The sequence below is a fragment of the Shewanella sp. SM71 genome (genome assembly GCF_025653905.1).
Lineage (GTDB): Bacteria > Pseudomonadota > Gammaproteobacteria > Enterobacterales > Shewanellaceae > Shewanella > Shewanella oncorhynchi.
In genome coordinates this window covers 44,333-69,075 of the sequence record NZ_JAKKRW010000012.1, presented here as the reverse complement: position 1 = coordinate 69,075, position 24,743 = coordinate 44,333, and the positions used below count along the sequence as shown (strand labels likewise).

General features: G+C 46.2%; 31 protein-coding genes, 5 tRNA genes and 1 other RNA gene. 15 read left to right on the top strand and 22 right to left on the bottom strand.

Features of this window, described 5'->3' with window-relative positions; all coding sequences use genetic code 11:
- Position 1 precedes the first annotated feature (1 nt).
- From L5L97_RS13145 to L5L97_RS13045, 21 genes are all read right to left on the bottom strand, one after another.
- A complete protein-coding gene (locus L5L97_RS13145; RefSeq protein WP_263182298.1) occupies positions 2-298 on the bottom strand; it encodes an ArsR family transcriptional regulator in 297 nt (98 codons plus the stop codon).
- Positions 298-636, bottom strand: a complete 339-nt coding sequence (locus L5L97_RS13140; protein WP_012197073.1) for a DUF2730 domain-containing protein — start codon at positions 634-636, stop codon at positions 298-300. Before L5L97_RS13140 ends, L5L97_RS13145 begins: the two co-directional genes overlap by 1 nt.
- Positions 633-857, bottom strand: a complete 225-nt coding sequence (locus tag L5L97_RS13135) for a hypothetical protein (RefSeq protein ID WP_263182297.1) — start codon at positions 855-857, stop codon at positions 633-635. Before L5L97_RS13135 ends, L5L97_RS13140 begins: the two co-directional genes overlap by 4 nt.
- A gap of 96 nt (positions 858-953) precedes the next feature.
- A complete protein-coding gene (locus L5L97_RS13130) occupies positions 954-1,523 on the bottom strand; it encodes a hypothetical protein (RefSeq protein WP_263182295.1) in 570 nt (189 codons plus the stop codon).
- The gene (locus L5L97_RS13125; protein ID WP_263182294.1) at positions 1,520-2,089 is read right to left on the bottom strand and encodes a lysozyme; all 570 of its coding nucleotides are present in this window, start codon (positions 2,087-2,089) and stop codon (positions 1,520-1,522) included. The genes L5L97_RS13130 and L5L97_RS13125 overlap by 4 nt, the downstream gene beginning before the upstream one ends.
- On the bottom strand, positions 2,079-2,387 hold the full coding sequence (locus L5L97_RS13120) for a hypothetical protein (RefSeq protein ID WP_263182292.1): 309 nt from the start codon (positions 2,385-2,387) through the stop codon (positions 2,079-2,081). Before L5L97_RS13120 ends, L5L97_RS13125 begins: the two co-directional genes overlap by 11 nt.
- An 86-nt stretch (positions 2,388-2,473) precedes the next feature.
- Entirely contained in the window at positions 2,474-3,043 is a 570-nt protein-coding gene (locus tag L5L97_RS13115; protein ID WP_263182290.1) for a hypothetical protein, read from the bottom strand.
- 5 nt (positions 3,044-3,048) lie between these two features.
- A complete protein-coding gene (locus L5L97_RS13110; RefSeq protein WP_263182288.1) occupies positions 3,049-3,393 on the bottom strand; it encodes an STAS-like domain-containing protein in 345 nt (114 codons plus the stop codon).
- 17 nt (positions 3,394-3,410) lie between these two features.
- Positions 3,411-4,364: a hypothetical protein gene (locus L5L97_RS13105; RefSeq protein WP_263182287.1), complete on the bottom strand. Its 954-nt coding sequence runs from the start codon at positions 4,362-4,364 to the stop codon at positions 3,411-3,413.
- An 85-nt stretch (positions 4,365-4,449) separates the two neighbouring features.
- Positions 4,450-4,905: a Mor transcription activator family protein gene (locus L5L97_RS13100; RefSeq protein ID WP_131524994.1), complete on the bottom strand. Its 456-nt coding sequence runs from the start codon at positions 4,903-4,905 to the stop codon at positions 4,450-4,452.
- Positions 4,898-5,533, bottom strand: coding sequence for a gp16 family protein (locus L5L97_RS13095; protein WP_263182286.1), 636 nt, complete (start codon positions 5,531-5,533; stop codon positions 4,898-4,900). Before L5L97_RS13095 ends, L5L97_RS13100 begins: the two co-directional genes overlap by 8 nt.
- The gene (locus tag L5L97_RS13090) at positions 5,527-5,748 is read right to left on the bottom strand and encodes a hypothetical protein (protein ID WP_263182285.1); all 222 of its coding nucleotides are present in this window, start codon (positions 5,746-5,748) and stop codon (positions 5,527-5,529) included. Before L5L97_RS13090 ends, L5L97_RS13095 begins: the two co-directional genes overlap by 7 nt.
- Positions 5,749-5,763: 15 nt before the next feature.
- Positions 5,764-5,836, bottom strand: an RNA gene (locus L5L97_RS13085) — hammerhead ribozyme type II.
- A 2-nt stretch (positions 5,837-5,838) separates the two neighbouring features.
- Complete coding sequence (locus L5L97_RS13080) at positions 5,839-6,147, bottom strand: hypothetical protein (protein WP_263182283.1); 309 nt, start codon at positions 6,145-6,147, stop codon at positions 5,839-5,841.
- A 19-nt stretch (positions 6,148-6,166) separates the two neighbouring features.
- Positions 6,167-6,802 carry a DUF3164 family protein gene (locus L5L97_RS13075; RefSeq protein WP_076500561.1) on the bottom strand — a complete coding sequence of 212 codons (636 nt, stop codon included), beginning with the start codon at positions 6,800-6,802 and terminating at the stop codon, positions 6,167-6,169.
- A 1-nt stretch (position 6,803) separates the two neighbouring features.
- Positions 6,804-7,016 (bottom strand): hypothetical protein, encoded by a 213-nt coding sequence (locus L5L97_RS13070; protein WP_063884365.1) that lies wholly within the window; start codon positions 7,014-7,016, stop codon positions 6,804-6,806.
- Between the two features lies 1 nt (position 7,017).
- On the bottom strand, positions 7,018-7,533 hold the full coding sequence (locus L5L97_RS13065; RefSeq protein ID WP_006087237.1) for a hypothetical protein: 516 nt from the start codon (positions 7,531-7,533) through the stop codon (positions 7,018-7,020).
- Positions 7,530-8,066 (bottom strand): hypothetical protein, encoded by a 537-nt coding sequence (locus tag L5L97_RS13060; RefSeq protein ID WP_263182282.1) that lies wholly within the window; start codon positions 8,064-8,066, stop codon positions 7,530-7,532. Before L5L97_RS13060 ends, L5L97_RS13065 begins: the two co-directional genes overlap by 4 nt.
- Positions 8,067-8,071: 5 nt before the next feature.
- Positions 8,072-8,794: an AAA family ATPase gene (locus L5L97_RS13055; protein WP_012089134.1), complete on the bottom strand. Its 723-nt coding sequence runs from the start codon at positions 8,792-8,794 to the stop codon at positions 8,072-8,074.
- A gap of 60 nt (positions 8,795-8,854) precedes the next feature.
- Positions 8,855-11,071 carry a DNA-binding protein gene (locus L5L97_RS13050; protein ID WP_263182280.1) on the bottom strand — a complete coding sequence of 739 codons (2,217 nt, stop codon included), beginning with the start codon at positions 11,069-11,071 and terminating at the stop codon, positions 8,855-8,857.
- Positions 11,064-11,291 carry a hypothetical protein gene (locus tag L5L97_RS13045; RefSeq protein WP_041411143.1) on the bottom strand — a complete coding sequence of 76 codons (228 nt, stop codon included), beginning with the start codon at positions 11,289-11,291 and terminating at the stop codon, positions 11,064-11,066. Before L5L97_RS13045 ends, L5L97_RS13050 begins: the two co-directional genes overlap by 8 nt.
- A 289-nt stretch (positions 11,292-11,580) precedes the next feature.
- Here L5L97_RS13045 and L5L97_RS13040 point away from each other — a divergent pair, with 289 nt between their 5' ends.
- The 15 genes from L5L97_RS13040 (at position 11,581) to gloA (ending at position 23,901) form a co-directional block, all read left to right on the top strand.
- Positions 11,581-12,324, top strand: coding sequence for a S24 family peptidase (locus L5L97_RS13040; RefSeq protein WP_063884362.1), 744 nt, complete (start codon positions 11,581-11,583; stop codon positions 12,322-12,324).
- A 767-nt stretch (positions 12,325-13,091) separates the two neighbouring features.
- Positions 13,092-13,167 (top strand) — tRNA-Asn (locus tag L5L97_RS13035).
- Positions 13,168-13,224: 57 nt separating this feature from the next.
- Positions 13,225-13,300: transfer RNA gene (locus L5L97_RS13030), tRNA-Asn, on the top strand.
- 32 nt (positions 13,301-13,332) lie between these two features.
- Positions 13,333-13,408, top strand: a tRNA-Asn gene (locus tag L5L97_RS13025).
- Between the two features lie 43 nt (positions 13,409-13,451).
- Positions 13,452-13,527 (top strand) — tRNA-Asn (locus L5L97_RS13020).
- Between the two features lie 50 nt (positions 13,528-13,577).
- Positions 13,578-13,653, top strand: a tRNA-Asn gene (locus L5L97_RS13015).
- 211 nt (positions 13,654-13,864) lie between these two features.
- Positions 13,865-15,769, top strand: a complete 1,905-nt coding sequence (locus L5L97_RS13010; RefSeq protein WP_173496684.1) for a GGDEF domain-containing protein — start codon at positions 13,865-13,867, stop codon at positions 15,767-15,769.
- Positions 15,770-15,894: 125 nt separating this feature from the next.
- Positions 15,895-16,473, top strand: a complete 579-nt coding sequence (rsxA, locus tag L5L97_RS13005; protein ID WP_006081543.1) for an electron transport complex subunit RsxA — start codon at positions 15,895-15,897, stop codon at positions 16,471-16,473.
- A 1-nt stretch (position 16,474) separates the two neighbouring features.
- Entirely contained in the window at positions 16,475-17,089 is a 615-nt protein-coding gene (gene rsxB / locus L5L97_RS13000) for an electron transport complex subunit RsxB (RefSeq protein WP_212600558.1), read from the top strand.
- Complete coding sequence (gene rsxC / locus L5L97_RS12995; protein WP_263182276.1) at positions 17,083-19,677, top strand: electron transport complex subunit RsxC; 2,595 nt, start codon at positions 17,083-17,085, stop codon at positions 19,675-19,677. The genes rsxB and rsxC overlap by 7 nt, the downstream gene beginning before the upstream one ends.
- 26 nt (positions 19,678-19,703) lie before the next feature.
- Positions 19,704-20,753 (top strand): electron transport complex subunit RsxD, encoded by a 1,050-nt coding sequence (gene rsxD, locus L5L97_RS12990; protein WP_028760017.1) that lies wholly within the window; start codon positions 19,704-19,706, stop codon positions 20,751-20,753.
- Between the two features lie 74 nt (positions 20,754-20,827).
- A complete protein-coding gene (gene rsxG / locus L5L97_RS12985; RefSeq protein WP_131524983.1) occupies positions 20,828-21,466 on the top strand; it encodes an electron transport complex subunit RsxG in 639 nt (212 codons plus the stop codon).
- Positions 21,459-22,157: an electron transport complex subunit E gene (locus L5L97_RS12980; protein ID WP_028760019.1), complete on the top strand. Its 699-nt coding sequence runs from the start codon at positions 21,459-21,461 to the stop codon at positions 22,155-22,157. Before rsxG ends, L5L97_RS12980 begins: the two co-directional genes overlap by 8 nt.
- Positions 22,158-22,361: 204 nt before the next feature.
- Complete coding sequence (gene nth / locus L5L97_RS12975; RefSeq protein WP_113939645.1) at positions 22,362-23,003, top strand: endonuclease III; 642 nt, start codon at positions 22,362-22,364, stop codon at positions 23,001-23,003.
- 487 nt (positions 23,004-23,490) lie between these two features.
- On the top strand, positions 23,491-23,901 hold the full coding sequence (gene gloA, locus L5L97_RS12970; protein ID WP_006087315.1) for a lactoylglutathione lyase: 411 nt from the start codon (positions 23,491-23,493) through the stop codon (positions 23,899-23,901).
- 158 nt (positions 23,902-24,059) lie between these two features.
- Here the strand turns inward: gloA and msrQ are convergent, their stop codons facing one another.
- Entirely contained in the window at positions 24,060-24,722 is a 663-nt protein-coding gene (gene msrQ / locus L5L97_RS12965; protein WP_263141896.1) for a protein-methionine-sulfoxide reductase heme-binding subunit MsrQ, read from the bottom strand.
- Positions 24,723-24,743 lie beyond the last annotated feature (21 nt).

Sequence of the window (24,743 nt, the reverse complement as noted above, 5' to 3'; positions counted from 1 at the left end):
GCTACTCTCCCGCCCGTGGACGCTTAACGCCTGGTACCGTTGCGCGACCTGTGGCTACATCTTGGCCGCGACCTGTTAGGGTGGCCGTGGTCACTTTGCCAACTAACTCGGTTTTAATCAGCCCTTGCTCGTTAAGCCAAGCGAGCTGCACCTTTAAAGAGTCGCGGCTAATATCGAGGCCATAGGCATTTAAGCCATCTTGTAAGATGGACTCATTGAGTGCGAAGGCTCCCGCCTCTGTCAGTAATCGAAGCACCACAAGGCGTTGGTGCTCATTGATAATTTGCTGCATCGCCATTATTGGTGGCCTCCTTTCAGTTCGTTTTCGAGAAGCATGTCGGTCTTGGTTTCTAAGCGCCTAATGCCTTGTTCCATTGCGCCAAAACGCTCACCTAAACCTGTGAGGGTTTTATCGAGCGCATGCAGTTCGTCACGGGTCGGCATGTACTCCAATTGCATTTCAGTTTCGCTAAGGCGCTTGTCGATTTCAGCCACCTTTTGGATCACTTTTTCATGCTCAATCCGTGGGGTAAATCGCGTGCTAAACCACGCCATCAGCAGTGCACAGAAAACGCTAATGACGCTGCCAATGAAGCCCCAATACTTACCGAAATATTCAAATAGCGATTCGATCATAAACGCTTCCCATAGCGCATCTTCTGGCGCTTATCTTCATCTTCTTGGCAACTGATACAGCGCAACTCGTTAAGCCGCTGTGGCTCATTTGGCTCTAAGCAATCAATACAGATGCCATTGCCTTGGCGATGCTGTTTGTGCTTGGCGGCATCCCTTACTGCATCAACGCAGGCAGCTCGCTCGCGGGTTTCCATATTGCTAGCCCAATCGGTTTCGTCCATGCCTATCCCTAATATTTGTCTTATTTTGTTTGGTCTGTTTGATGGCGTTGACGCCAATCGTGCAGGGCTTGCCAGTCGAGATTGCATTGCCCAAGGTCAGTGAGTAGCGAGAGCATTAGCCCCGCTGACTTTGGGTTGGATAGGCACTGTTCCTTCTGGGTTTGCAAGCACTGCAATACCTGTAGTGGAACCTGAGTGACTTTGCACTCGCGCATCAGTACTTCGGGCGGCAACACATATTGGGTCTTGTAAATGGGCACGTAACGCACAGCGGGCGGCGTTGTCGTACACGCGCACAACATCGTTAGGCACACTAGCCACACGCCATGTTTGTGTTTGTTCATCCTGGGCGTCCTCAAGTAGCTGGGTCAGTTGGTGGTTAAGGTCTTGATTACGGGTAGCTAACGCGGCCTTTTGCTGCTCAACGGTTTGCACCTGTAGGGCAAGGGTTTCGCCTTCGTCTTTTAGGGCAATGCGTTCAACGTTGGCGTCTTGTAGCCATACCGCTAGCGTGTCTGCACTCTGTTTTAGGGCAGCATTGTCAGTTAACGCTTGGGTGAGCTGGCTCTTAGTGCTCTGCTGTTGGTGGTACATCAGCCCAATGGTGACTAATGCCAGTGACAAAAATAGCCACTGCACAGTGCTAATGATTTGTGAGGGATTCATTGCGTGCCTCCCTTTGATTGCGAGAGGCCCAGTTCGCTTAGGCAAATGGCTTGCTCTTCGGCACGGCGCTTGATGAGGCCATTTAGGCGCACCTTGTTACCGAATAGGTCGGTGCCATACGTCCAGCCATTACAGACGCGCTCACCCGTTTGCTTATTGGTTGAACAGGCTTGGGTTAGCTCTTTGCACGCGCCCACTCTGTCGCCCGCTAACAGCTTTTTACGCAGGGTTGAGCTGGCAAAGTTGCCGTATCCCGCCCAGTGCAAAAACGATAAATAGGCGGCGTGCTCGCTGTGGGTGAGCGTTACGGGCGCGGTGAGGCTGAGCAGCTGCTTATCTTCCTTGGCGATATCCTTGGCAAAGATCTCCATGCATTGCTGCTCGGTGAAGGTTTGATCAAGCTTTAAGTCTTTGCTCGTATGGCCACGGCAGGCGGTCAGCACGCCCACCGCATCGACATAGACGCTCAGACTATTGCCTTCCCATTTATCGGTAAGCTGTGCGCCAGTGATGGCCGCCGAACTTAAGCCAGCGGCCAGTAAAATCGCCTTGAGTTTACTGTTCATTAGGCACCGCCATAGCTTGTGCCTTGCGTTGATCGCGGGCTTTTAAAACATGGAGGTGAGTGACGGCATGCCAGCCTTGTTCAAAGTAGCTTTGACGGGTGAGACTGTGGCTGTACAAGGGTACGGTGGCGGGCACATCGCCTGCTAACTCCGCCTTGATGCGGGCATTAAAACCGTCCTTAGCGCACTGGCGATAGACTCGGTTTTGTATGCGTTTGGGCTGCGCATTCGCAATCGGCATACTGTTAACGCCGCTGCGAACCTTGCATTTACGAGAGTTGTGGGTGACAAAGGCCATAAAAAAACCGAGACAGTGAACATAGGTTCATTGTCTCGGCTTAAGGGTTTAGAGCGGATTGGAAAGGTTTCGGGATTGTAAGGAAACTAACTAGCGCGAATTGTTTTATTAGCTGTAACCAAATTAAGTCCATCTACACTAAAAAAGTCTGCATCATCAGTCAAAACCAATGTTATTTCATTCTCTGTTAATTCCTTTTCAAGGAATAAATCATATCCGTCGAGGTAAACTTGCGCATATCTTTCAATATACTTTTCACACGTATATGGCAAGCTAGGAGTTAAAGGTGTTGCCCATGATTGAAGTGCAGCAATAACGCTATGTATTTCTCCAGCAACTATTTCTCTACCTTTTTCTCTTAACCATTTTTTTCTTAAATGTCTAGAACCACACGCATCTAACGTTGATTCAACACCCGCAACAATATGGACTAGCTCAGGAATAGAATATTGGGAGAAATATAAGGTATTCTCATTTTCTATTAACTTTGCTAATAACGATGAATAATCATTTAGTTGATATGGTGCAGGTTTTAAGCTGCTGGGGAAAACTCGAGAACTTGCATAGGTATTCCAATAAATGACGTTTGTATCTAAGAATACCTTTTGTTTTACAGGGAAATTATCACTTTCTAGCTTGAAAACTAATTTTTGCACAAGTGCTACTCCAATCCAGACTCAATTCCTGCTTGGACTTTCTGTTGCTCAGCTTCAGATTTTGCATAAAACTCAATCGCATTATGTATAACTTGATTTAGAAGCCTGCGACCTACGTCAGTCAAGTTAATAAAAGAAAATTTTTCTTTCATTTTTTTAACGTCCATATCACCTAAATAAGTAGCCACTGCTTCGTTGAAAAATGGTGAAGCATAAATACTAATACCTTCAAAATTAAGGCAAATGTGCTCATCACTAGAAACTACAGTATCAATTACATCTTTAACTTTCTTACCACTCTCTCTTGAGATTGCCGTCTTCCCAATAACATCAGCAACTAAAATATCCATGCCCGCTCCTACTATAACTAAAAATAATCCGGCACTTGCTCATCTTTAAAACAGTACAACACATCTCTTTTACATCGAAGGGTGATCCTAACCCAACTTCCATGAACATTAATCGGCGCAGGTTCGTATATATCAAGTTTATTTTCACGCCTATAAAACACGTTATCAGTATATATCTCCATAACGCCTTCGTTTATGTCTACAAACTGAGTAAGTAAATGCAATCCCAACCCCCTAGGTTGAGTTGTACCACTATCCTTCAAATTTGCAGTATAAGTCGAATTTCCTCTGACTAATGCCCAAGATAAAGCAACTTTAGCCTCTAACGTCTGACGCAAAAACTGACAGATACTAACTACAATACCTTGCCCCGTATCGCCTACAAGCAAGGATAGCGTCTTTTCTTTGTTATCATAAGAACCACAGCAATGTACAGTACGGGAATGGCTATGCTCAAATGCATTTGCAAAAATTTCCCACATAGAGCTCAAAACTGAAGCTTTTACTTCTAACGACAGATTTAATCGGTTTCTACTAAGCCAATCAGCTTCTAAGTATCGAAGAACATCCCGCTCTGAATGCACAATGCTGTCAAACTTCCGGTATGGAATGATATCATTAGAAACTGATCTAAACCCGAACTTATCAAGGGAATGTAACAATTCCATGTTCCGAAGCTTCAAGTGAACTTGATCATTCATGCTATTTGTTTCAACTTTGATCTTACAATCATAGTTTTCAACTAGATATTGAATATAAGCACCTATCAGCGCAGTGAGGTTTACGCCTGCATAATTGCATTTATCGAACACAATAAAGATGTTATAAAATCGGTCTTTTAGTAACTCACGCCCGAACAACCTTCTCCATAGAACATAAAATGCTTCGTCAGTGTCCCGAACAGATGGAATACTGATAGTTAGTTCTTCAACATTTATGTCCTGCTTCAAGGTCTTGAGTTCCGATTGCATAGTCAATTAATAAATCAAAAATACCGTAACATTTTGTATTATACATATTTTTGCATTGAGAACAGAGAATAGCTTTAAATTATACTCAAAACAACCTCCTTTGCTTCCTTGCCACAAATGCCGCCCTTTGCTCTGCCACTATCTGGCTGATCCGGCGCTCAGTGAGGCCATAGTCACGGCTTAACTGCTCTAGGTTATTGCCCTTAAACTCGCGCCAAATGCGGATATCCCGCAGCGCATCCTTGAGGCGTTCACCATTGGGGATGTAGATATCACGCCCACCTAGGTAGGCGCTTAGGCTAGTGGCTAAGGCTTCACTGACATTATCCGCGTTATCAATATCATATTGTTTTAGCGTTTGGCGCATCACATCACACAAGCTTTGCAGGGTTGAGGGCCAGCGACGTATAAAGTCCTCACGCTCATCGGGCTTAAGTGTGGCTAAGGTTTCGAGGGCTTGTTCCAGCTCGGCGGCGCTGGTGGACAATAAATCCAACTGATTTTCGGGAATACTAACCGCGTTTAGAGTGTTCTTACTCATGGTCATGCCTCTCGTATTGCGCGACGATCACTTCATAGTTTGCGGGGCGTGTACCTGCTTCATTCATCTTTAGCCGCTCACCACGGACGGTAATGCGCTCAATCAACACCCGCTTGTGCCAGTTTTTAAGGCTTTCTAATACCTTGTAGGCTTGCTGTTCTGTCATCCATGGGGTGGCGTCCACGCCTTGGGTTTGGTTATTAGTAATGCGGCTGCGTAGCGTCATGCGACGCACATAGGCATCAAGCGCCGATTCACTGTTATCCTGGATCACTAAGTGATGGCCCATGGTGATCCAAATAGCACGTATTTTATCTATGCTGGCTAATTTGCTTTTACCCGCAACAGGACTTAAACGACGTTTAACCGCTGTTTTATTGTTGGTTACAGTAGGTTTAAAGCCCTTTTGTTTAAACACTTCTAGCGCCTGTTCAAGCTCTGGCAAGTTCATTGCCCGCAAGGAATCTTTACCCGTGACATTTTTCAGCATGGCGCGGTAGATGGCTTCATCGAGCTGCAATGCTCCCTTAGCCACATTGATTAAAGTGATCAGGCGCTTCTTGTGTTGAGCGACTGGGTGCGCCTGCGCATTAATTTGCACAGGGGCTTTTTGATTAGTTTCTAACATTCGTCATCCTCATCGGTTGTCGCACTGGATACTATCTTGATGGCGGTAGGCTGACTCTTAAGCTGCTGCCAATTCGGTGTTGCTGCATTTAAAAAGTTAAGAGCCCAAAGCTCACGATCGGCGAGCAGTTCTGCCTTAGTTTTCCCCTTACGAACGGGCCTAACTGGGCAGTTCGCAATGGCATATTTGAGTAAGCGTTTAGCATAGGGTGTCATTCATCTTTACTCTTTGGTTAGCTGCTCATCAGTGCCTAATCACTACATTAGACAGACCTCGCTCCAAGCTATGGAGCGGGTTTCGCAGGGTTAACGCATTACTGGCTTTGGCTCTAGCAGTTCTAAATTATTGAGTGACTTCTCCATAAAAAAGGCGATCACAGCGCGGCGTTCGCCTGCAAACTCTTGGCTTAACTCCTTGAGCGCATTGAGCAGCGCGGCGCACATCATCAAGCAGTAATGCGGCCTTTCAGCAGCTAGGCCACTGAGCTCGCTGCGCAGATTGTCAAAGCTAGCTTCAAGTAAGGTCGCTTGGCGTAATTGAAACGCCACCCGATCGAGTGCGGCTTGGTTGTCATCGAATAGGTGTTGAATGCCCGATTGTGTACTGAGTGTCATGATGTGCTCCTTGCTCCCCCTAAAGGGTGCTGATATCCAGTGGTAGTTGGGTATATTTGCCATTAGGCTGACGCTCATATAAACGCAGGTACTGACTAGTGCCTGTGATTTGAATCGCGTCGGCTATGGCGTCCATGGCCCGTTTCCAGTTGGCATCGTCGATATCCAGCTGGCGCAGACTGAGCACTTGGTTAACGTCGATTCGGCCTTGCTGGTTTACCCGAAAGGCATGCTCAACCATCGCCATCAGGCGGGTATCCGCGCCACCGCTCCAGCTTTTAATGCAGTCATCAATCAAGGTTTTAGCGGTTTGAATGCGTTCATCAAATACGCGGTGTTCACCCACGGCACGGCGCACTTGGTACTTGCCATCAAAGCTAGTAAGCAAAATATTGCCCTTGCTGCCACCGACCTTAACGCCATATTCACTAGCCGATAGTTCGGCAAAGCCATCAATTTGCACCATCGTCATCAGTTTGAAATTAAGCATCTGTTCTCGCAGTTCCTTGGCAGAACCGACAATAGCCAGCACTACTTCGTCGCGCAGTTTGTCCACGGGCTTGATACGATCTTCATGCACCAAATCGCCTACCGCGTTTTTGCGGTAGCCCTGCGGAATAGCAGCTTGGTTGTGGGTTTGTTCTTGTGTGTTCATCTTATTTGTCCTCATTCCAGCGCACTGTCACGCCATGAAATTGCACCGCCATACAACGGCGACGAATGCCTTTTATATTCTCGATAATCTCAACTGCCATGCGTTTAAAATCACGGCTTGGAACGTCAATTTGGATAACACCGCGATGCTGGCTAACGACCTTCATCCCACGAAGCCTTAAGGCGGCAATCACATTGATAGCTTTTGTTTGCATGTTATTTACCTTTCCATTTGTTATCCCAAAGGGCGCTATTTAGGCGGTTAGCCACCTTTTGCAACTCCCTTTCGAGTAGTTCGATATGCTGTAGTTGATCGCCCTGGGCGAGTCGGCGACAGAACGCGAGCTGTTCCTCTACGTTGTAACGACTGTCTGTCGCTGATTGAACATCGATCCTCTGTGTTACTGCCGACTGCTTTAACTGCGAATGTGGGCAGCCACCGCGACAGGCGCGATAGAGCCGGACGCGTTGTGGGTTGGTAGAGCTAAAAGGCCGTTCTTGATTGTCTTTGCAGGTATCAACGCTGATTTGTCCTGCAACGGGGCACTGTACGTGGTGACGTAAGTAGCGCCCTTCGACACGATTTTTAATGGTGTCGATATTGCCTTTGTATTTGTTCAGCAGGACCTGATTAAGCATGGTCGGACTGACACCTAGCTCTCTGGCAATCTGCGCTTGGCTGCTCTCGCTGACTTTTAACTCAAGCACTTGGAACCATTTTTCCTTGTTCATAGCGCCTCCCTATAGGGATAAAACTTCGATTTGGTTGGTGCATAAATACCGTCATCGATTAGCTCTGGTGCTAAAGCGCCACAGTCAACGTTGAGGTGATAAATGATCATTTCCTCTTCGATAGCTCTGATGCGGATCAAGCCTGCCCGTTGTAGGGCATTGAGGTAACGCTTTACCGTTGAGCGCGCCACCCTAGCTGTGACCATGATTTCTTCAATCGAGAAATTGCGCATGATGCGGCAGCTGTTCCAGATCCGCTGATTCGCTTTAATCTTGGCGAACTGAGACTGGCGCTTTAACGGGCTGTCATCGTTTAACCAGTAGCGATTGGTCAGCCCTGTACGCCCTTTCCATTCGAGTGTTAAGCGCCCTTCTCGATACAAATCACGCAAAAAGCGATTCGCGAGGCACTTGGGCATTCCCGATGCATCGGCAACTTGTTCAGCACTAAAGCTGACTTTTCGATTGCGACAACAGCACATAAACAACCATGCGCTATTCCTTAACGGGGTTGAGCGTTTGACTTGTGCCATGACGCTTAACCCACAAGGCTTGGACGTCGAACACCATGGAATGGCTGTGCACCCCAGTGTTCTGCTGTGACGTAATCAAGCTCGTTCATTTTGGCGAGACGTTCGATTTGATTAAGGCCAATGACAATGCGACGAGCCTCACCACTGCTGGCTTTACGCAGTTCATCTAGGAGTTCTGGTTCGACTTTGATGTCGTTGTCTAAGAGGGAATCGGCCATCACCATGACGTCATCTAAGTCGGCTGGTCGAAACTCAACCCACTCTGAAATACGGTTAAAGAACTGTTTGCGTGTACTGATACGGCGGGCGATTTGGTCCATACCAATGAGGATCACAGGGACTTCGGTGTTGTCGTAGAGATCACGCACCGTTTCAAGCATACGAACGTCCGACATGAGGTAGTCGGCTTCATCGATGAACAGTGGGCGTTCGTACATGCTCATTTGCTCAATAGTGAAATCGACCATCTTATTAATGCGCCACATGCCGCTCGATCCGAGTTCGCCGACAATGCGGTTCATTAGCGTACTGGCACTGTCTGTGGCCATGGCTCGAACATAGATACCGTTCACTTGGTTAAACAAATAAGTGGTTGCAGTTGTTTTACCAAAGCCACTTGGGCCGTGGTACAAACCGAGACCTGGTACACCTATGCCTCGGGTACAAAGGTTGTCGAAGGCGTCTTGGGCTGTCAGAACATTTTTTACAGGTGCGATCACTGCTTTCATTTTGTATACTCCATTTGCTTTAGTTTTATGGCCTTCATGGCCGTTATGGGTCATAAGTGCTCAGTTGGTCGCTCTGCGCTTATGGCCCATGATTTCATCAATGCGTTTTGCCCCTAACTTGTTGTGCTTTTTGTAATCCTTTAGGAATGCATCCTCCTTTGGCGTTAATTCACGGTTGAGAGATTCAGCGGCAAGCAAACGTGCCTTTTCGTGCTCATTACGCACTAAGGTTGCATGCTGTTGATTAATGGTGTTTTTACGTTCTTCAATCGCTTTACGCTTCTGGCGTAAATGTTCAATTTGTTGGTCGCTATAAGCAGGCTTATTGGTTTTAACGAGCTGCTCTGCAGCCTCAGTTAATGCCATTAAGCTGGGGTTTTGATGGGCTATTGGCTGGGTTGGAAACTCAACTAGTGACTTAGCCTGCTTGGCATAGTGTTCAATGACGGTTTGATGGATCTCGCCTATGTTGAACGTTTTAGCGAGTTGCTTCATTTCGGCCCTGAAACTACGCAGTGACTTGGCTTCTTCTTTTTTGGTTTGACGATAAGCCGCAGGGCTGATCTCTTGACCTAAAAGACGGCTATCAACCGCTTCAATTCGTGTTTCCCAATTATTGATCGGGTAAATAAACGCACGAGCGACGTCTGTTGGATCGAGGAATACTCGGACTCTTTGCCCCTTCCATTCATGCTCCAACATTTCCGGTGCCGTATAACGCAATCCTCCCGCTTTAATAAAGCCCTTAAGGATGGTGTACTCGCCAACGTGGTTAAGTAGGAGATCTAAGGCTTCAGGATGTTCGACTGCCCGCACTTGATATTGAGCTGCGCGATAGACTTCATTGGGTGTTTTACCCTTTAGGCCATCGTGTGCGCGGAGGTGATAATAGGCATCAACCCAATTATCAAGAAGTTGCTGCAATTCCGGTTGCGTCATACGGAGATCGTAATCAGCCTTTTCGTTCTCTTTTTTGTTGCGCTCTTTAAGGCGTACCGCAAATTCTTTCCGAGCCTCGATAGCCTCGCGATCATTGACGTTATGGCCAATGTAGCCAGGCAGTAACTCAATAAGATCATGGCTGAGCGTCTTAAAGAAACGTTCGATAAAGGGCTTTTCCCAACCTGAGTATGGGTTAGCTCGGCTTTGTTCTAAGTCGAGTAAGTGATAGATGCTCGTGGTTCGCTGGCTGACATAATCGCTGCCGTTATCGGTACGCATTAAGCCGCCTTGGTTTGGAACTCCCCAAGCCAGTAAGGTCTTGCGCATTAAAAGGCAAATGCCTTCGCTTGATGAAGTTGGTGAAACAAGCAGTTTGACGCGACGTGTGAAGCAGTCGATCACCGCAATAATGGTGTGTCGCCCTTCTTTCAACATGGCATCGACTGGGGTTGAGTCAAATTCCCATACATCGTTTGGCGCAGCCATCCATGGATAGGTTTGCTCAACTGCAGTCCGGTATTTATCGTTGAATTTTTTAGGGTTTGTAGTGAATGTAAAAGCCGCTTGATTCTGGCTTATCCATTTATTCACCCAGCGGCGAATGCTGGAGATGCTTGGGATCTGCCAAGGCATGTCGGTTTTTATCGCATAGATCTCGGCTAGCTTTTTAAGCTGCTTTGCCTTGCCTGCCAGATGCGGTTTGGCAGTGATCAGCCCCTTTAGGAAGTCGGCTAAGTCGGGCTCGTCATTCAGTAGACAAGGACGCTCAACTTTATATTTACCAGCGAGTGCGCTAACGCCATCTTTTTCTAAGACCTTTTCCCAACGGCGGATCGTTACAATAGAAACACTGCTAATAATTGAGAATACCCAGTCCGGTAGTGCAATCGAACGCTGGGCATACGCTTTGCAGAATGCTTTTTCACCATCAACGAGCTTGCGAACCTCAAGGTAAGGCATGCAGAATTTAGCCTTGGCATTGACGATCAGCATCTTTGCATCAGCCCGCTTTTGCGCTTTATCAGGTAGATTTATAAACTGCTGAATGCTCTTGGCTTTTTCTGTTTGACTCACTGCAGGGATTTGCAGTTTGGCAACAGCAGATCCCGCACGCATCAGGGACGTTGGAGATTTTGCTATCTTCTCCGCTTCCTGTTTTGCCAGCTTCTGACGAGCCTCAAGGGGTAAACTATTTAGGTGATATTCAAATCCTCCACCTAGCCCTTGTCGCCTTTGCTTTTGCCAGTTTTCATGTTTTGCCCTATCACGGATGCGTCTATCCCCGACATCCAATAGCTCTGCAATTTCTACAGTGCTAAACCATTCCTTAGTCATGGTGCTCTCCCACTAAATCAACACCAAGGTATTCAGATAAAGCAGCCATGATCTTTATGGCTTTTAAGCGTTTAGGTTTACGACCTGTATTGGGTGCAAACCATTGAACGCACTTCTGAACCGTCCTTGGGTTATATCCATGCGTAATCGCCCACGCACGGCAGCTTTGTCCATTTGCGAGCAAGGCTGCATGTATATGACGAGCGCTTTCTATCTTCATAAGAATTACCGTGCTAATATTTTGATTACGTTCGCATTGCGAACGAACGCAGTTTAACTACAATACGTTACGCACTGCGTAACGTATTGCGAATATAGATCCGAGTTAGGCACAAATCAACAGCTTTTTGCTTTTTTGCGCAGAAAATTACGCACTAAAGTTATTTTAGTGCGCAAAAGATTGATGTAGTTTCGGTTGGATATTCAGTAAACCATTACTTATTCGGTAGTTTTTAAGTAATAACTATTGCTCTCTTGAGCGTTAAATAGATTTTGGTTCGAGGAAAATAATGAAGTCGGAAGCCTTACATTCAGATCCAACTTTAGATCCGACTTCCACAACTGAAGTCGGCACTCTTGCTGACCGTATTTCGGAAGCAATTGGGAAAAACAGTATTAGAGAGTTCGCCATTAAAATTGGCGTATCTGAAGGTACTCTACGTAATCTAATCAAAGGTGGAGAACCTAAGTTAGATACAGCAATACGTATAGCAGAAGAGGCTGGCGTGAGCATTCGTTGGCTTGCAACTGGCAATGGCCCTAAATACCCGAATCGCCAACGCGATGAAATTTCCCAGGAAGGTATTGTTTACGTCCACCAAGACCAATTCAATGAAGAGTATTTCTTGATTGAAGGCTATGACGTGGTGGTAAGCACTGGGCATGGTGCGTTTAATGATGAAACAGGTGTACGCAGACGGCTGCCGTTTAGAAAGAACTGGCTTAAATACCGTAGTTTAAAACCCGAGAATCTTAAAGTCGTCTATGCCAAAGGCAATTCGATGGAGCCCGCCATACACAGCGGGGATAGCCTACTGGTTGATATCAGCAAAACGACGCTAGAAGACGGCTGTATCTTCGTATTACGCCTGGGCGACGATCTTTACGCCAAGCGCTTACAGAAACTGTTTGATGGCGGCATAGAGATACTCAGTGACAACAAGGAGTATAAATCTCAGATTGTCTCTGCGGGTGAACTGCCAATGCTGCAAATTATTGGCAAAGTCGTTTGGATGGGTAAAAACCTCGATTAAATCTTTAAAAGTTCCGAGTTTATCAATCTTGATGAACTGTGATTATTTTTCAAAGCTGGCGAACCATTTTGGCGTCAGCTTTGTTTTTATCAATCCTAGTGAATCACTTCCGACTTAACTCACCACTCGCACAACTCTTGTACACCAAGGCCTCCCGCCTAGTTTCAACTAATCTCGGCTGTTCTCACTTATTGTCAATCCATTTGACTGGTTACAACTTGTATCAATTTCACTAACTGTAATTAACACGCGCTGTGGTAGCGCATCTAGTGCCACAACTAATAGTGAAGTGCATCACTTCATTTGAAAAACAGCTCACGCTAATTCGATAAAGCCTCAATTAACACCTCCATCAACAACAGCAAACTTGTTAAAACAGAAAAACGGACTTTAACGGCGAAAAGATAACCCACGTTTTCTATCGGTATAAAGAACTGAGTAAATTCACATTACCCCACCTGAGATCCTTTTTTGAGCGGTTTGAGTCTTAAGTACTCGACCAAGTACCGAAAACGGTGTCGATTATTTAGCGAATGATTTCAATTTCATAGAATCACCGCTTAAAAACGATGGACTCAATTATGGCTATATTGCGAATTGTTAAGTGGTTTTTCACGAAAAATGTCGAATTCTGCACCACGATGCACATTAGATGAGCACTTAACAGCATAATTACACTTTTTTTAGTAACTCGAGTTGACTCATCCAACAGAGCGTTTTACTATGCGCTCCGTTCTCAACGAGTCGCTACGATTGTGTGAAACGATTCCCCTGTAGTTCAGTCGGTAGAACGGCGGACTGTTAATCCGTATGTCACTGGTTCAAGTCCAGTCAGGGGAGCCACTTTAAGCACATGATAAAAATGAGTTAGAACAAGCAGTAAGATAAGTTGTAAACAATTCCCCTGTAGTTCAGTCGGTAGAACGGCGGACTGTTAATCCGTATGTCACTGGTTCAAGTCCAGTCAGGGGAGCCAATTACATTATCAAGCTGAAGCATTAAAATGATTCCCCTGTAGTTCAGTCGGTAGAACGGCGGACTGTTAATCCGTATGTCACTGGTTCAAGTCCAGTCAGGGGAGCCAATTTAAGCAAGCTAAAAAGTCGATAGTAATATCGCACCTCGATTCCCCTGTAGTTCAGTCGGTAGAACGGCGGACTGTTAATCCGTATGTCACTGGTTCAAGTCCAGTCAGGGGAGCCATTTAAAAAGTGTTATTTCTGTAAAGTCGATAGCAATATCGCACCCTCTACTCCCCTGTAGTTCAGTCGGTAGAACGGCGGACTGTTAATCCGTATGTCACTGGTTCAAGTCCAGTCAGGGGAGCCAATTTATTCTTCGTTTTGTTCCAGTGTCTTTGCCTCTTCTGGCTTCTAGTTACCCTATTCTTTTCCGTTTTGTTTTTAAGCAAATGCAGTTACACTGTTATCAGCTTATTAATAAAAATTTATGAGTGTCATCACACAGATAGCTGCAGTTAAGTATTCTTGACTTAAACTTATCCTGTTTGAGCTCACACAAAAAAATAGAGCGGATTTTTATGGCCATGTCAAAATCATATCCAATTTTTTTACTGCTTATTTTCTTAGGTCTTTTTGCTTGGGTATATCAAAGCGAAAATAGCCAATTACAAATCCAACAACAGCAAGAACTGGATAGCTTTAAAACCAGTTTAACCCGCTACCAGCAATGGCAAGGTGATGGCGCCGAACTCTTCAAAAAGCTTTCTGAAAATTACCCATTCCAATTTTTCCAATATATTGATGATACCGATGGCCAACGGAGTCATACCGAAGGTCGTTTAGACAGCCAACATCCTCATCCTTTAGCCCGTTTATTTTCTATCGAGCTCAGTCATACACAAAAATTGGCAACCGGTCGTTTACAAGTCAAACTCAGTGCAAACCAAGCGATTGAAACTTCGATTAGTCATACTCAAAAGCTCGGTGTCATGTTACTGGTGGCTTACCTTATCTTGCTGTTAGTGTTTATTCTGTTAATGTCAAAACATAGGGCGGCGATACGTTATGCTGCTGATTATATTTCAAAAATACCTGAGTTAGGGTTTTCTGCTGTCGCATCATCAAAACTCACAGGTGAGCTCAACCCCATTGGAATATCCCTTGAAGAGTGTCGTCTTCAACTTAAAGCCCAAATCGATAAACTCAATCAAGAGAATGAAAAGCTGCATAAAGCGGCCTATCAAGACACAGTGACAGGTTTTGGTAGTCGCCAGCGCTTTACCCAAAAATTAGAAACCATAAGCAATCCCGATATTCCTCAATTGGGGCTGATGGCAATGGTTAAGGCCACGGAGCTTGCGCAAATCAATCAAAAACAAGGGCGAACTGCGGGGGATGATTATCTTTCAAGGGTGGCAAATTGTATCCGCAAAGCCTGTAGTAAGTATTCAGATGCAGAATGTTTCAGGGTATCGAGCGCTGATTTTGCCATCTTTATTCCTGATGTCATGCTGAAGGATGCGCCAAAATTTTTAGACCAATTAAAAATTTATCTCGATGAATATTTGCAGATGACAAAAGCGGAATCTGTTGCCCATATCGGTTTAGTTCCCTATCACCAAGGTACCGATGCGGTTAATTTACTGACAATTGCGGATACCGCAGTCAGCATAGCGCAGACCCTTGGGCCTAATAGTTATCATATCCAAGAAAAACTCAATGGTGACGAGCAGTTTGGTGATGATCGCTGGAAAATGGCGATCAATGATTTAGTCACTCGTCAAGCATTAAAATTCTACCAACAGCCAATTCAGCCGTGTCGTACCGATGTAGAGGTTTACCGTGAGTTGTTGGCGCGCTTTTACAATAGCGAAGGCAAGTTCTTACCCACCACCACAGTGATCGCTATGGCAGAACGTCACGGTATGAGTTCTGAATTAGATAAACTGGTGGTGATCAGTGCATTAAGAATGCTTAAGGAAAACCCGACCATTTCGGGTAACTTTGGCATCAATATCAGCGCATTTTCTGCGCATCAAGATATGTTTGTCGCTTGGCTAAAGGACATTTTAGGCAAGCAAAAATACATCGCCTCGCGCTTAGTATTTGAGATCAATGAGTCCGGTATGCAGTCTAACTTAGGGGCAAGCTATAAGTTCGTTCGCGAAATACATAGCGTTGGATCACGGGTGTCGATAGAGCGTTTTGGCATGAGCTTTACGTCCTTCAAATTCTTCAGTGAAGTGCGCCCAGACTACATAAAGCTTGATGGCAGCTACACATCGAACATTGATGAAGACAGCAATAATAAGTTCTTCGTCCGTATGATGGTGGATGTTGCAAGACGGATAGGCATTCGGGTTATTGCGACCAGCGTCGAACGCCAAGAAGAAAAACTCACCCTCGAAAAACTCTTAGTTGATGGATTGCAAGGCTATTACATAGCACAGCCCCAAGCCATGGCGATTACAGATCAAATTTAATACTTTAACGGGTTAATTCGTCGCCAAAATTTACAGTAAAGATGGTTAACCCTGCATTCTATATGTTGTTTATGCAAACGGAAAAGTCGATAATACGGCCAAGATCCGTTTAGAAAAGTATTGAGATGACTGAATATCTCCTCTTGTTGATCAGTACAGTACTGGTCAACAATTTCGTTTTAGTGAAATTCTTAGGCTTGTGTCCTTTCATGGGGGTATCCAGTAAACTGGAATCCGCTATTGGCATGTCTATGGCGACCACTTTTGTGCTGACGTTAGCCTCGATTCTCAGTTACCTCGTCAACCAGTATCTACTATTGCCCTTTGATCTGAGCTACCTGCGAACCATGAGCTTCATTTTAGTGATTGCGGTTGTGGTGCAATTTACTGAAATGGTGGTGCAAAAAACCAGTGCTGCACTGCATCGCGCTTTAGGGATTTACCTGCCGCTGATCACAACTAACTGTGCGGTGTTGGGTGTTGCCCTATTGAACGTTAACGAGAAGCACGATTTTATCCAATCGGCTATCTATGGCTTTGGTGCTGCATTAGGCTTCTCATTAGTGTTAATTCTCTTCTCGGCGATGCGCGAACGTTTAGCAGCCGCAGATGTCCCCTTACCTTTCAAAGGCGGCGCCATAGCGATGATCACCGCAGGTCTTATGTCCCTCGCCTTTATGGGATTCACAGGATTGGTTAAGTAAGATGTCCGGAATTTTAATTGCAGTCATATTGTTGACCCTATTGGCATTAGTTTTTGGGCTATTACTCGGTTTTGCCGCCGTTAAATTTAAGGTTGAAGGCAATCCGATTGTCGATGAACTCGAAGCGATTCTGCCACAAACACAATGTGGTCAATGTGGTTACCCTGGCTGTCGCCCTTATGCTGAAGCGATTGCCAACGGTGATAAAGTCAACAAATGCCCTCCCGGCGGCACTGCCACCATGGAAAAACTGGCGACCCTGATGGGCGTCGAGCCCGAGCCGCTGAATGCCGAAGCACAATCTCAAGTGAAAAAGGTCGCCTACATACGTGAAGACGAATGTATTGGTTGCACTAAGTGTATTCAAGCCTGCCCCGTGGATGCGATTATCGGTGCAGGTAAGCTTATGCATACTGTGCTGACAACCGATTGCACGGGTTGCGATCTCTGTGTTGAGCCTTGTCCCGTCGATTGTATTGATATGATCCCAGTCACCCAGAATCTTAAAAATTGGAACTGGCGCTTAAATGCCATCCCAGTGACTCTCATTCAAGAGAATCTCATCAAAGAGATTCAGAACCAAGACCCACAGTTAGAAGAGGAAAAGCGGTGTTAACTTTATTAGATCAATTAGATAAAGGAACCCTTTGGCGCTCACCCGGTGGTATACATCCACCCGAAGTCAAATTCCTCTCGAACGCGACGCCGATTAGCCAACTGCCCTTAGCCGATACGTACTTAGTACCCATCCCTCAAGTCGGTGAAAACTGCACACTTGCGGTAAACATCGGCGATAGCGTATTAAAAGGCACACCGTTAACTCAAGGTACCTCCATTTGGCATTTACCTGTGCATGCGCCGACATCGGGTACTATCGTTGCCATTGAGCCAAGGGCCAGCAACCATGCCTCAGCATTGCCAGTTAACACTTGCGTTATCCAAGCCGATGGCAAAGACACTTGGTGTGAGCTGGTGCAAAATGAGCTTGAGGATTTAACCCATCAGCAGATGATCGATAAGATCCGTGCTGCTGGCATTGCAGGCATGGGCGGCGCGGCGTTTCCAACTCATATTAAGCTTAATCCGGTCAGTGAAATTGATTTAGTCATCATCAACGGCGTCGAATGCGAACCTTATATCAGCGCCGATGACAGATTAATGCGCGAATACAGCCAAGATATCCTCGCCGGTATTGGCATTATTCATCGGTTATTAACGCCAAAACGCATTGTTATCGCTATTGAAGATAATAAGCCAGAAGCGGCCAAAGCCATGCAAGCTGCAGTCGTCCAATGTGGGCTCCCAGCGGACAGCATTCGGGTAACCGTCATTCCGACAAAATACCCTTCTGGTGGTGAAAAGCAGTTAATTCAAATCATTACTGGCCGCGAAGTGCCCTCGGGCGCGATTCCCGCCAAACTCGGTATCGTCGTGCATAACGTCGGCACTGCCTTTGCGATTCATCAAGCGGTTACCCAAGGTAAACCGCTGATTGAGCGCGTTGTGACTGTGACGGGCAAAAATGTCGGCAAACCGGGAAACTACTGGTTACCGATAGGCACACCTGTTGAGCATGTGCTGGCTGCGACTGAGTTCACGCCAGAGCCTGAACAAAAGGTGATTATTGGCGGGCCTATGATGGGCCATGCATTGGCGAATATCCAAGTGCCTATTTTAAAAGGTACTAACTGTATTCTGGTGCCAAGCAGCCAAGAAATAGGAACTACGCCAGAAGAAAAAGCCTGTATCCGCTGCGGCGAATGCGCCAATGCCTGCCCTGCACTCCTATTGCCACAGCAACTCTTTTGGCACGCCAAGGCCGAAGAATATGACAAAGCTGCCAGCTACAATCTAAAGGATTGTATTGAATGCGGTTGTTGTAGTTACGTCTGTCCTAGTGATATTCCTTTAGTCGAGTATTACCGCATTGCCAAATCTGCACTTAAACAAACCGCCGATGAAAAGCAGCAAGCGGAGCGCGCTAAACAGCGTTTCGATGCCCGTTTAGCGCGTCTTGAAGAAGAAAAGCTTGCCCGTGAAGCTAAGGCAAAAGAAGCCGCAGAGCGCAGACAAGCAACTATGACTGGCACGGATAAAAATGCCGTCGCTGAAGCCATGGCACGGATCGCCGCGAAAAAAGCCGCAGCGGCACAATCAGCAACTGAAGAGTTGTCGACTGAAGAATCATCGAATCATCAATCAAACGTAATAAGCACTGATACGACAGACGCGCCCAAGGGTAAAGCTGCCGTTGCCGCAGCCATCGCCCGCGCTAAGGCGAAGAAAGCCGCCCAAGTGAATGCCAATGGTGCTGATACAAACAATGTGGTGAATGTTGATGCCAGTGATGAATCCTTCTTAGCAACAGATGCAATCGCGCAAGAAGCGCCGTTATCTCAGAAGGACAAAGTCGCCGCGGCCATTGCTCGCGCCAAAGCTAAAAAGGCCGCTCAGCAAGCCGATACCGCGCCGCTTGAAACGGCTGACAGCACACCAGAAGCCAGCGCTGCCGATGATAAAAAGGCCAAAGTGGCTGCCGCAGTCGCGCGGGCAAAAGCCAAGAAAGCGGCGCAGCAAGCAGAAACCGCCGCTAGTGATATTGAAGTTAGCAATACTGACGTTAGCGTTAGTGATGTTAGCGTTAGTGACGTTAATGATTCAGAAGCGATTAAGAAAGCCAAAGTAGCCGCCGCGGTTGCCCGTGCTAAAGCGAAAAAAGCCGCGCAGCAAGTTGAGACAAATGCTGACAATGATTTAACTCAGACCGCGACTCCAGCACTTGATTCCGCAGCTAGCGTTCAAGCAGATCTGAATGATGATACAGAAGCAGCCGCTACTGACGTTAACGACGCTGAAGCGATTAAAAAGGCCAAAGTGGCCGCAGCTGTTGCTCGTGCTAAAGCGAAGAAAATAGCTGCGGCATCAGCAGCTGAGTCTGAAATAGAGTCCGTTGACGACATTCAAACTAAAGCTAACGTGGCATCGCCGTCGATAGCAGCAGCCCTTGATGCCGTAGCAGCTAAACCCGAAGCCGTTTTACCATCCGCAGAACAAATTGCAGAACCCATTGAAACGGCAGCCTTATCAGGCGATGAGCTTAAAAAAGCACGGATTGCTGCGACCATAGCCAAGGCAAAAGCTAAAAAAGCGGCACTCGCTCAACAAACCGAAGCTTCGAGCGATTCAAGTGTTGCTAATGATTAAGAACAGAATGATAAAAAGGGAACACAATGGCGTTTAAAATAGCCTCATCACCCCATGTCACACGTAATTTGCATACCTCAACTGTGATGCAAAGGGTGATTTTATGTTTACTGCCGGGCCTTGTGGTGCAATGCGCCTTTTTTGGCTGGGGCACGCTTGTTCAAGTGCTGCTTGCGATTATAGTTGCCCTAAGCTGTGAGGCTGCGGTGATGAAACTTCGCAATCGTAATATCAAAGCCAGCCTTAGCGATAACAGCGCCATGCTGACCGCAATCTTGATTGGTGTCGCCATTCCTCCCCTAGCACCTTGGTGGATGATAGTGATGGGCACCGCCTTTGCGATCGTTATCGTTAAGCACCTTTACGGCGGTTTAGGCCATAACCTGTTTAACCCTGCAATGGCGGCGTATGTATTGCTGTTAATCTCATTCCCAGTGCAAATGACCACTTGGATAGCACCGAGTACCGTTGCGCTGCATTCGCCTAGCCTAGCTGAGAGCTTGCAACTTATCTTCAACATTGGCGCCCACGTTAACTTGGAACAGTTTCGTTTAGGGATAGATGGCATCGCAATGGCGACGCCACTCGATACCCTTAAAACCGATTTATCCCTAGGATTAACCACCACAGAAAGCCTGACTAAAGCCATTTTTGATGGCAGCACAGGCGTAGGTTGGTTCTGGGTGAATTTGGCTTATCTGGCTGGCGGTTTAGTATTACTTAAACTGAAAGCCATTCGTTGGCACATCAGTACTGGCGTGTTATTGGGGCTCTTTGTCGCATCGAGTATCGGTTTCTTACTGTCGCCCGATACCCAAGGCAGTCCCCTATTACATTTGTTTTCTGGCGCGACCATGTTAGCGGCATTTTTTATCGCAACAGATCCCGTCACAGCAGCAACCAGCCCCCGTGGTCGCATTATCTTCGGCGCGTTAATTGGTGTGTTGGTGTACATCATCCGCATTAAAGGCGGTTACCCTGACGCCTTTGCCTTTGCCGTGTTATTGGCTAACCTCTGCGCCCCCTTTATTGACTACTATGTGCGGCCACGCACCTATGGTCATTCAGCTAGCTAAGGCCATTGGGCGGACTACCGTCATGCTACAAGATAATGTCATTCTGCTGGCAACGAGAGCTTAAGGAAAAAGAGTTGAAAAATCCGATGATTAAAAATGGTTTTTTATTGGCACTGTTTGCCTTGATTTGCACGGGTCTCGTCGCCGCGGTCAATCAACAAACCTTTGACAAGATTAAGCAGCAAGAACAACAGGAATTGATGCGAGTATTGCAACAATTAATCCCTGATGAAATACATGATAACGAGCTTACCGCTCAGTGTACCTTGCTATTAAACAAAGAAGCATTAGGCACGGATAGTCCAATGCCGGCCTATATTGCTACCCATGCAGGCAAGCCTGTCGCTATCGCCATGGAAGCCATCGCACCCGATGGCTATAGCGGTAATATCAAATTAATTGTTGGAATTAATATCCAAGGTGAAGTCTTAGGCGTACGTACCTTGTCCCACCAAGAAACCCCTGGGCTGGGTGACAAAATTGAACTACGTAAATCGGATTGGGTCACTCAGTTTGTTGGTAAAGTGCTGGGCTCTGCAGATGATAAGCAATGGTTAGTTAAAAAAGATGGCGGCGATTTTGACCAATTTACCGGTGCAACCATCACCCCGCGCGCTTATGTTAAAGCAGTCAAAAACGCGGTATGGTATTTCAGCACTAACCAAGCACAAATTTTCAGCCAGCCGCTAAATTGTGAGGCCAACCATGACTAATTATCGCGAAATTGCGTGGCAAGGACTGTGGAAAAACAACCCAGGCCTAGTGCAACTGTTAGGTTTATGTCCGCTACTCGCGGTTACTGCAACGATCACTAACGCCCTTGGCCTTGGTCTAGCCACTATGCTGGTGCTGATTGGCTCTAACATTTTGGTGTCACTAGTGCGCGACTATGTGCCCAAAGAAATTCGTATTCCTGTGTTTGTGATGATCATCGCCGCGCTAGTCACCACAGTGCAACTGCTCATCAATGCCTATGCCTACGGCCTGTATTTATCCCTTGGGATCTTCCTGCCATTAATTGTGACGAACTGCATCATCATCGGCCGCGCCGAAGCCTTTGCCTCGCGCAATAATGCGTTTAGTGCCGCCTTCGATGGTCTAATGATGGGCCTTGGTTTTACTTTAGTGCTTACAGTGCTGGGCGCAACGCGGGAAATCTTAGGTCAAGGCACACTGTTTGATGGTGCGGATCAACTGCTCGGCCCATGGGCTAAATCGTTAACCATGCATCTATGGCAAGTCGATACCCCATTTCTCCTTGCTATGTTGCCACCCGGCGCATTTATCGTGATGGGATTATTGATTGCATTGAAAAATGTGATTGATAAAAAAGTCAAAGAACGCCAACCTCAAGTCGCCGCAGAGCCGAGTGTTACCCGCGCACGGATCACTAAGGTAGGTTAGGCTTTCAAGTAACGACAGGCATTATGGCGATCAGATATGCCCTAGTGTTAACGCGTTTAATGTGTGCCTAGCACATGATTAGCGGCAAAACTCAAAGCATAAGAAAATCAGCGAACGTGGGTTGTAAACTCATCAATCATCATTAATAGGATATTAATAATGAGCGGTTGAGAGTTGAACCCCACCACAGCGCAGGAATCGTACATGAATCAAGAAAAACGTATCCAGATCCTCACTCGTCTTCGCGATAACAATCCCAAACCTGAAACCGAACTCAATTTTTCAAGTCCCTTCGAACTGCTAGTGGCAGTGACGTTATCGGCCCAAGCAACAGATGTGAGCGTCAACAAGGCAACAGACAAGCTCTTTCCTGTGGCAAACACAGCCCACAGCATTTATGCCCTTGGCGTAGAAGGTTTAAAGCAATACATAAAAACCATAGGCTTATATAACAACAAAGCCATCAATGTGATCAAAGCCTGCGAGATCTTGATTGAAAAGTACAATGGCGAAGTACCAGAAAACCGCGAAGCCCTAGAGTCTCTGCCCGGCGTTGGCCGCAAGACGGCTAACGTGGTACTAAACACTGCGTTTGGTTGGCCAACCATCGCCGTCGACACCCATATTTTTCGCCTCGCCAATCGCACTAAATTCGCGCCCGGCAAGAACGTAGTCGAAGTGGAAGAGAAAATGCTAAAAGTCGTGCCGGCGGAATTTAAAGTCGATGTACACCACTGGTTTATCCTGCATGGCCGCTACACTTGCCTTGCGCGCAAACCCCGCTGTGGCAGCTGTATCATTGAAGACTTGTGTGATTTTAAAGAAAAAATTTATCCTGAAGAATAAGCTTCGAATCAACTGAGTGGAGCAAATTGACGTTTCAGTGTTGTTTTCACATTGATTAGACTGGATTTCAGACAAAAAGCCGCAATAGCGGCTTTTTGCTTAACTTGGAACTGGGTTAACTCAAACTTGTATTAGTCGTTAAAACATTGAAACAAAGAACGCACTGAAAAATAAAGCAATAACAACTGTGGTGCCTAAAGCCATTTTAAGTTCGGTGTTCATCATTCACTCTCCTAGTTGGTATGGCTACATTATTATCAACCCAGTGATAAAAACCCATGTTTGTCTCTGTGTTTTGTGAGCGATAGCCAATTTATCGGCAATTTTCTCTTCTAAATCCTGAAAATTCCTCTTACAGACAATCATTTCCCTATCCTAAGCTTTAATCTTGGTCAAGCGCTGTAAAAAACAATGGCTGACATTTATCGAGGTCCATCTACGGATTTTTGGTATACTCCACCCCGTAATCTATTTAGAGAGAGGACCTATGTCGCAACTATTACATACTATGATCCGCGTCGGTAACTTAGAACGCAGTATTGCTTTTTATACTGAAGTGCTCGGCATGAAACTACTTCGCACCTCTGAAAATCCAGAGTACAAATATTCTTTAGCTTTCGTGGGTTACGGTGAAGAATCCACAGGCCAAGCCGTGGTTGAACTGACCTATAACTGGGGCACTGACAAATACGATTTAGGCACAGGCTTTGGCCACTTAGCGATTGGTGATGAAGATATCTATGCCCGTTGCGCTGCTATTGCCGCAGCCGGTGGCAAAGTGACTCGCGCCCCAGGTCCTGTCGCAGGTGGTACCACTGAGATTGCGTTTGTTGAAGATCCAGACGGTTATAAAATTGAGTTCATTCAAATGAAATCAGCGACCCAAGGTTTAGGTTAAGTCCTGCCAACTGAACCCGAAAAATAGCTGAGCAAGACTATATATTCAGCGAAAAATGCCGGATCTTCATTCGGCATTTTTGTTTTTATAATTTATATCTTGCGTTAAGCACAAAGAAACATAAATCAAGCCAGTGATTTACTGCTCACGCCATGCGTCTAAACCGACTTTATCGAAGCTTTATCTTGTGTCAGCTTTCGCTCAGTTTTGTTCGCCACTTTACGGCTGAAATGACGTTTAAACCAAGGCGTGCGCCACAGCAGCAACACACTAAAACCTACGATATACAGACTCGGTTCGATGATTTCTGATTTTACCGACCAGTAAAAATGGATTGACGCCAATATAGCGACTAAATACACCCCATTGTGCAAGGTTTGCCAACGACGTCCCATCTTACGCATCAAGGCTTTAAACGAAGTTATCGCCAAAGCGGTGACGATAAGATAAGCCACTGCGCCGACTAAAATATACGGCCGTTTTACCACCTCGCTAAACAGTAATTCCCAAGCAAACAACAGATCTAAACTAAAAAAGGCCAATATATGTAAAGTGGCATAGGCAAACACATATAACCCCACTAAACGGCGGGTCTGCATCAACAGCCCTTGTTTGGTCAACTTGGCAATCGGTGAGATCAGCAAGGTCGCCGCTAGTGCATTTAATGCGCCTATGCCTGTGTAGTGAATAATGTACTGCACGGGATCGCCACCCGCACGGCCAAGCACCACTGTGAGCACAAGGTAGACGATGGGCACTAAACCCAACAAATGAAATAACGCCTTTAGCCAAAACAAGTGCTTAGCGGTTAATCTCAACATACCTTGTCCCCGCTTAATGGC

Coding starts and splice junctions, on each gene's coding strand:
- L5L97_RS13075 (WP_076500561.1), bottom strand. CDS start 6,802: ATGAACACACAAGAACAAACCCACAACCAAGCTGCTATTCCGCAGGGC.
- L5L97_RS13090 (WP_263182285.1), bottom strand. CDS start 5,748: ATGACACCCTATGCTAAACGCTTACTCAAATATGCCATTGCGAACTGC.
- L5L97_RS13125 (WP_263182294.1), bottom strand. CDS start 2,089: ATGAACAGTAAACTCAAGGCGATTTTACTGGCCGCTGGCTTAAGTTCG.
- L5L97_RS13095 (WP_263182286.1), bottom strand. CDS start 5,533: ATGTTAGAAACTAATCAAAAAGCCCCTGTGCAAATTAATGCGCAGGCG.
- L5L97_RS13050 (WP_263182280.1), bottom strand. CDS start 11,071: ATGACTAAGGAATGGTTTAGCACTGTAGAAATTGCAGAGCTATTGGAT.
- L5L97_RS13105 (WP_263182287.1), bottom strand. CDS start 4,364: ATGCAATCGGAACTCAAGACCTTGAAGCAGGACATAAATGTTGAAGAA.
- L5L97_RS13100 (WP_131524994.1), bottom strand. CDS start 4,905: ATGAGTAAGAACACTCTAAACGCGGTTAGTATTCCCGAAAATCAGTTG.
- L5L97_RS13070 (WP_063884365.1), bottom strand. CDS start 7,016: ATGCAAACAAAAGCTATCAATGTGATTGCCGCCTTAAGGCTTCGTGGG.
- nth (WP_113939645.1), top strand. CDS start 22,362: ATGAATCAAGAAAAACGTATCCAGATCCTCACTCGTCTTCGCGATAAC.
- L5L97_RS13110 (WP_263182288.1), bottom strand. CDS start 3,393: ATGGATATTTTAGTTGCTGATGTTATTGGGAAGACGGCAATCTCAAGA.
- rsxA (WP_006081543.1), top strand. CDS start 15,895: ATGACTGAATATCTCCTCTTGTTGATCAGTACAGTACTGGTCAACAAT.
- L5L97_RS13120 (WP_263182292.1), bottom strand. CDS start 2,387: ATGGCCTTTGTCACCCACAACTCTCGTAAATGCAAGGTTCGCAGCGGC.
- L5L97_RS13055 (WP_012089134.1), bottom strand. CDS start 8,794: ATGAAAGCAGTGATCGCACCTGTAAAAAATGTTCTGACAGCCCAAGAC.
- L5L97_RS13145 (WP_263182298.1), bottom strand. CDS start 298: ATGGCGATGCAGCAAATTATCAATGAGCACCAACGCCTTGTGGTGCTT.
- rsxD (WP_028760017.1), top strand. CDS start 19,704: ATGGCGTTTAAAATAGCCTCATCACCCCATGTCACACGTAATTTGCAT.
- L5L97_RS13065 (WP_006087237.1), bottom strand. CDS start 7,533: ATGAACAAGGAAAAATGGTTCCAAGTGCTTGAGTTAAAAGTCAGCGAG.
- L5L97_RS13130 (WP_263182295.1), bottom strand. CDS start 1,523: ATGAATCCCTCACAAATCATTAGCACTGTGCAGTGGCTATTTTTGTCA.
- L5L97_RS13140 (WP_012197073.1), bottom strand. CDS start 636: ATGATCGAATCGCTATTTGAATATTTCGGTAAGTATTGGGGCTTCATT.
- L5L97_RS13060 (WP_263182282.1), bottom strand. CDS start 8,066: ATGGCACAAGTCAAACGCTCAACCCCGTTAAGGAATAGCGCATGGTTG.
- rsxB (WP_212600558.1), top strand. CDS start 16,475: ATGTCCGGAATTTTAATTGCAGTCATATTGTTGACCCTATTGGCATTA.
- L5L97_RS13080 (WP_263182283.1), bottom strand. CDS start 6,147: ATGACACTCAGTACACAATCGGGCATTCAACACCTATTCGATGACAAC.
- L5L97_RS13045 (WP_041411143.1), bottom strand. CDS start 11,291: ATGAAGATAGAAAGCGCTCGTCATATACATGCAGCCTTGCTCGCAAAT.
- gloA (WP_006087315.1), top strand. CDS start 23,491: ATGTCGCAACTATTACATACTATGATCCGCGTCGGTAACTTAGAACGC.
- msrQ (WP_263141896.1), bottom strand. CDS start 24,722: ATGTTGAGATTAACCGCTAAGCACTTGTTTTGGCTAAAGGCGTTATTT.
- L5L97_RS13040 (WP_063884362.1), top strand. CDS start 11,581: ATGAAGTCGGAAGCCTTACATTCAGATCCAACTTTAGATCCGACTTCC.
- L5L97_RS13135 (WP_263182297.1), bottom strand. CDS start 857: ATGGACGAAACCGATTGGGCTAGCAATATGGAAACCCGCGAGCGAGCT.
- L5L97_RS13010 (WP_173496684.1), top strand. CDS start 13,865: ATGGCCATGTCAAAATCATATCCAATTTTTTTACTGCTTATTTTCTTA.
- L5L97_RS12980 (WP_028760019.1), top strand. CDS start 21,459: ATGACTAATTATCGCGAAATTGCGTGGCAAGGACTGTGGAAAAACAAC.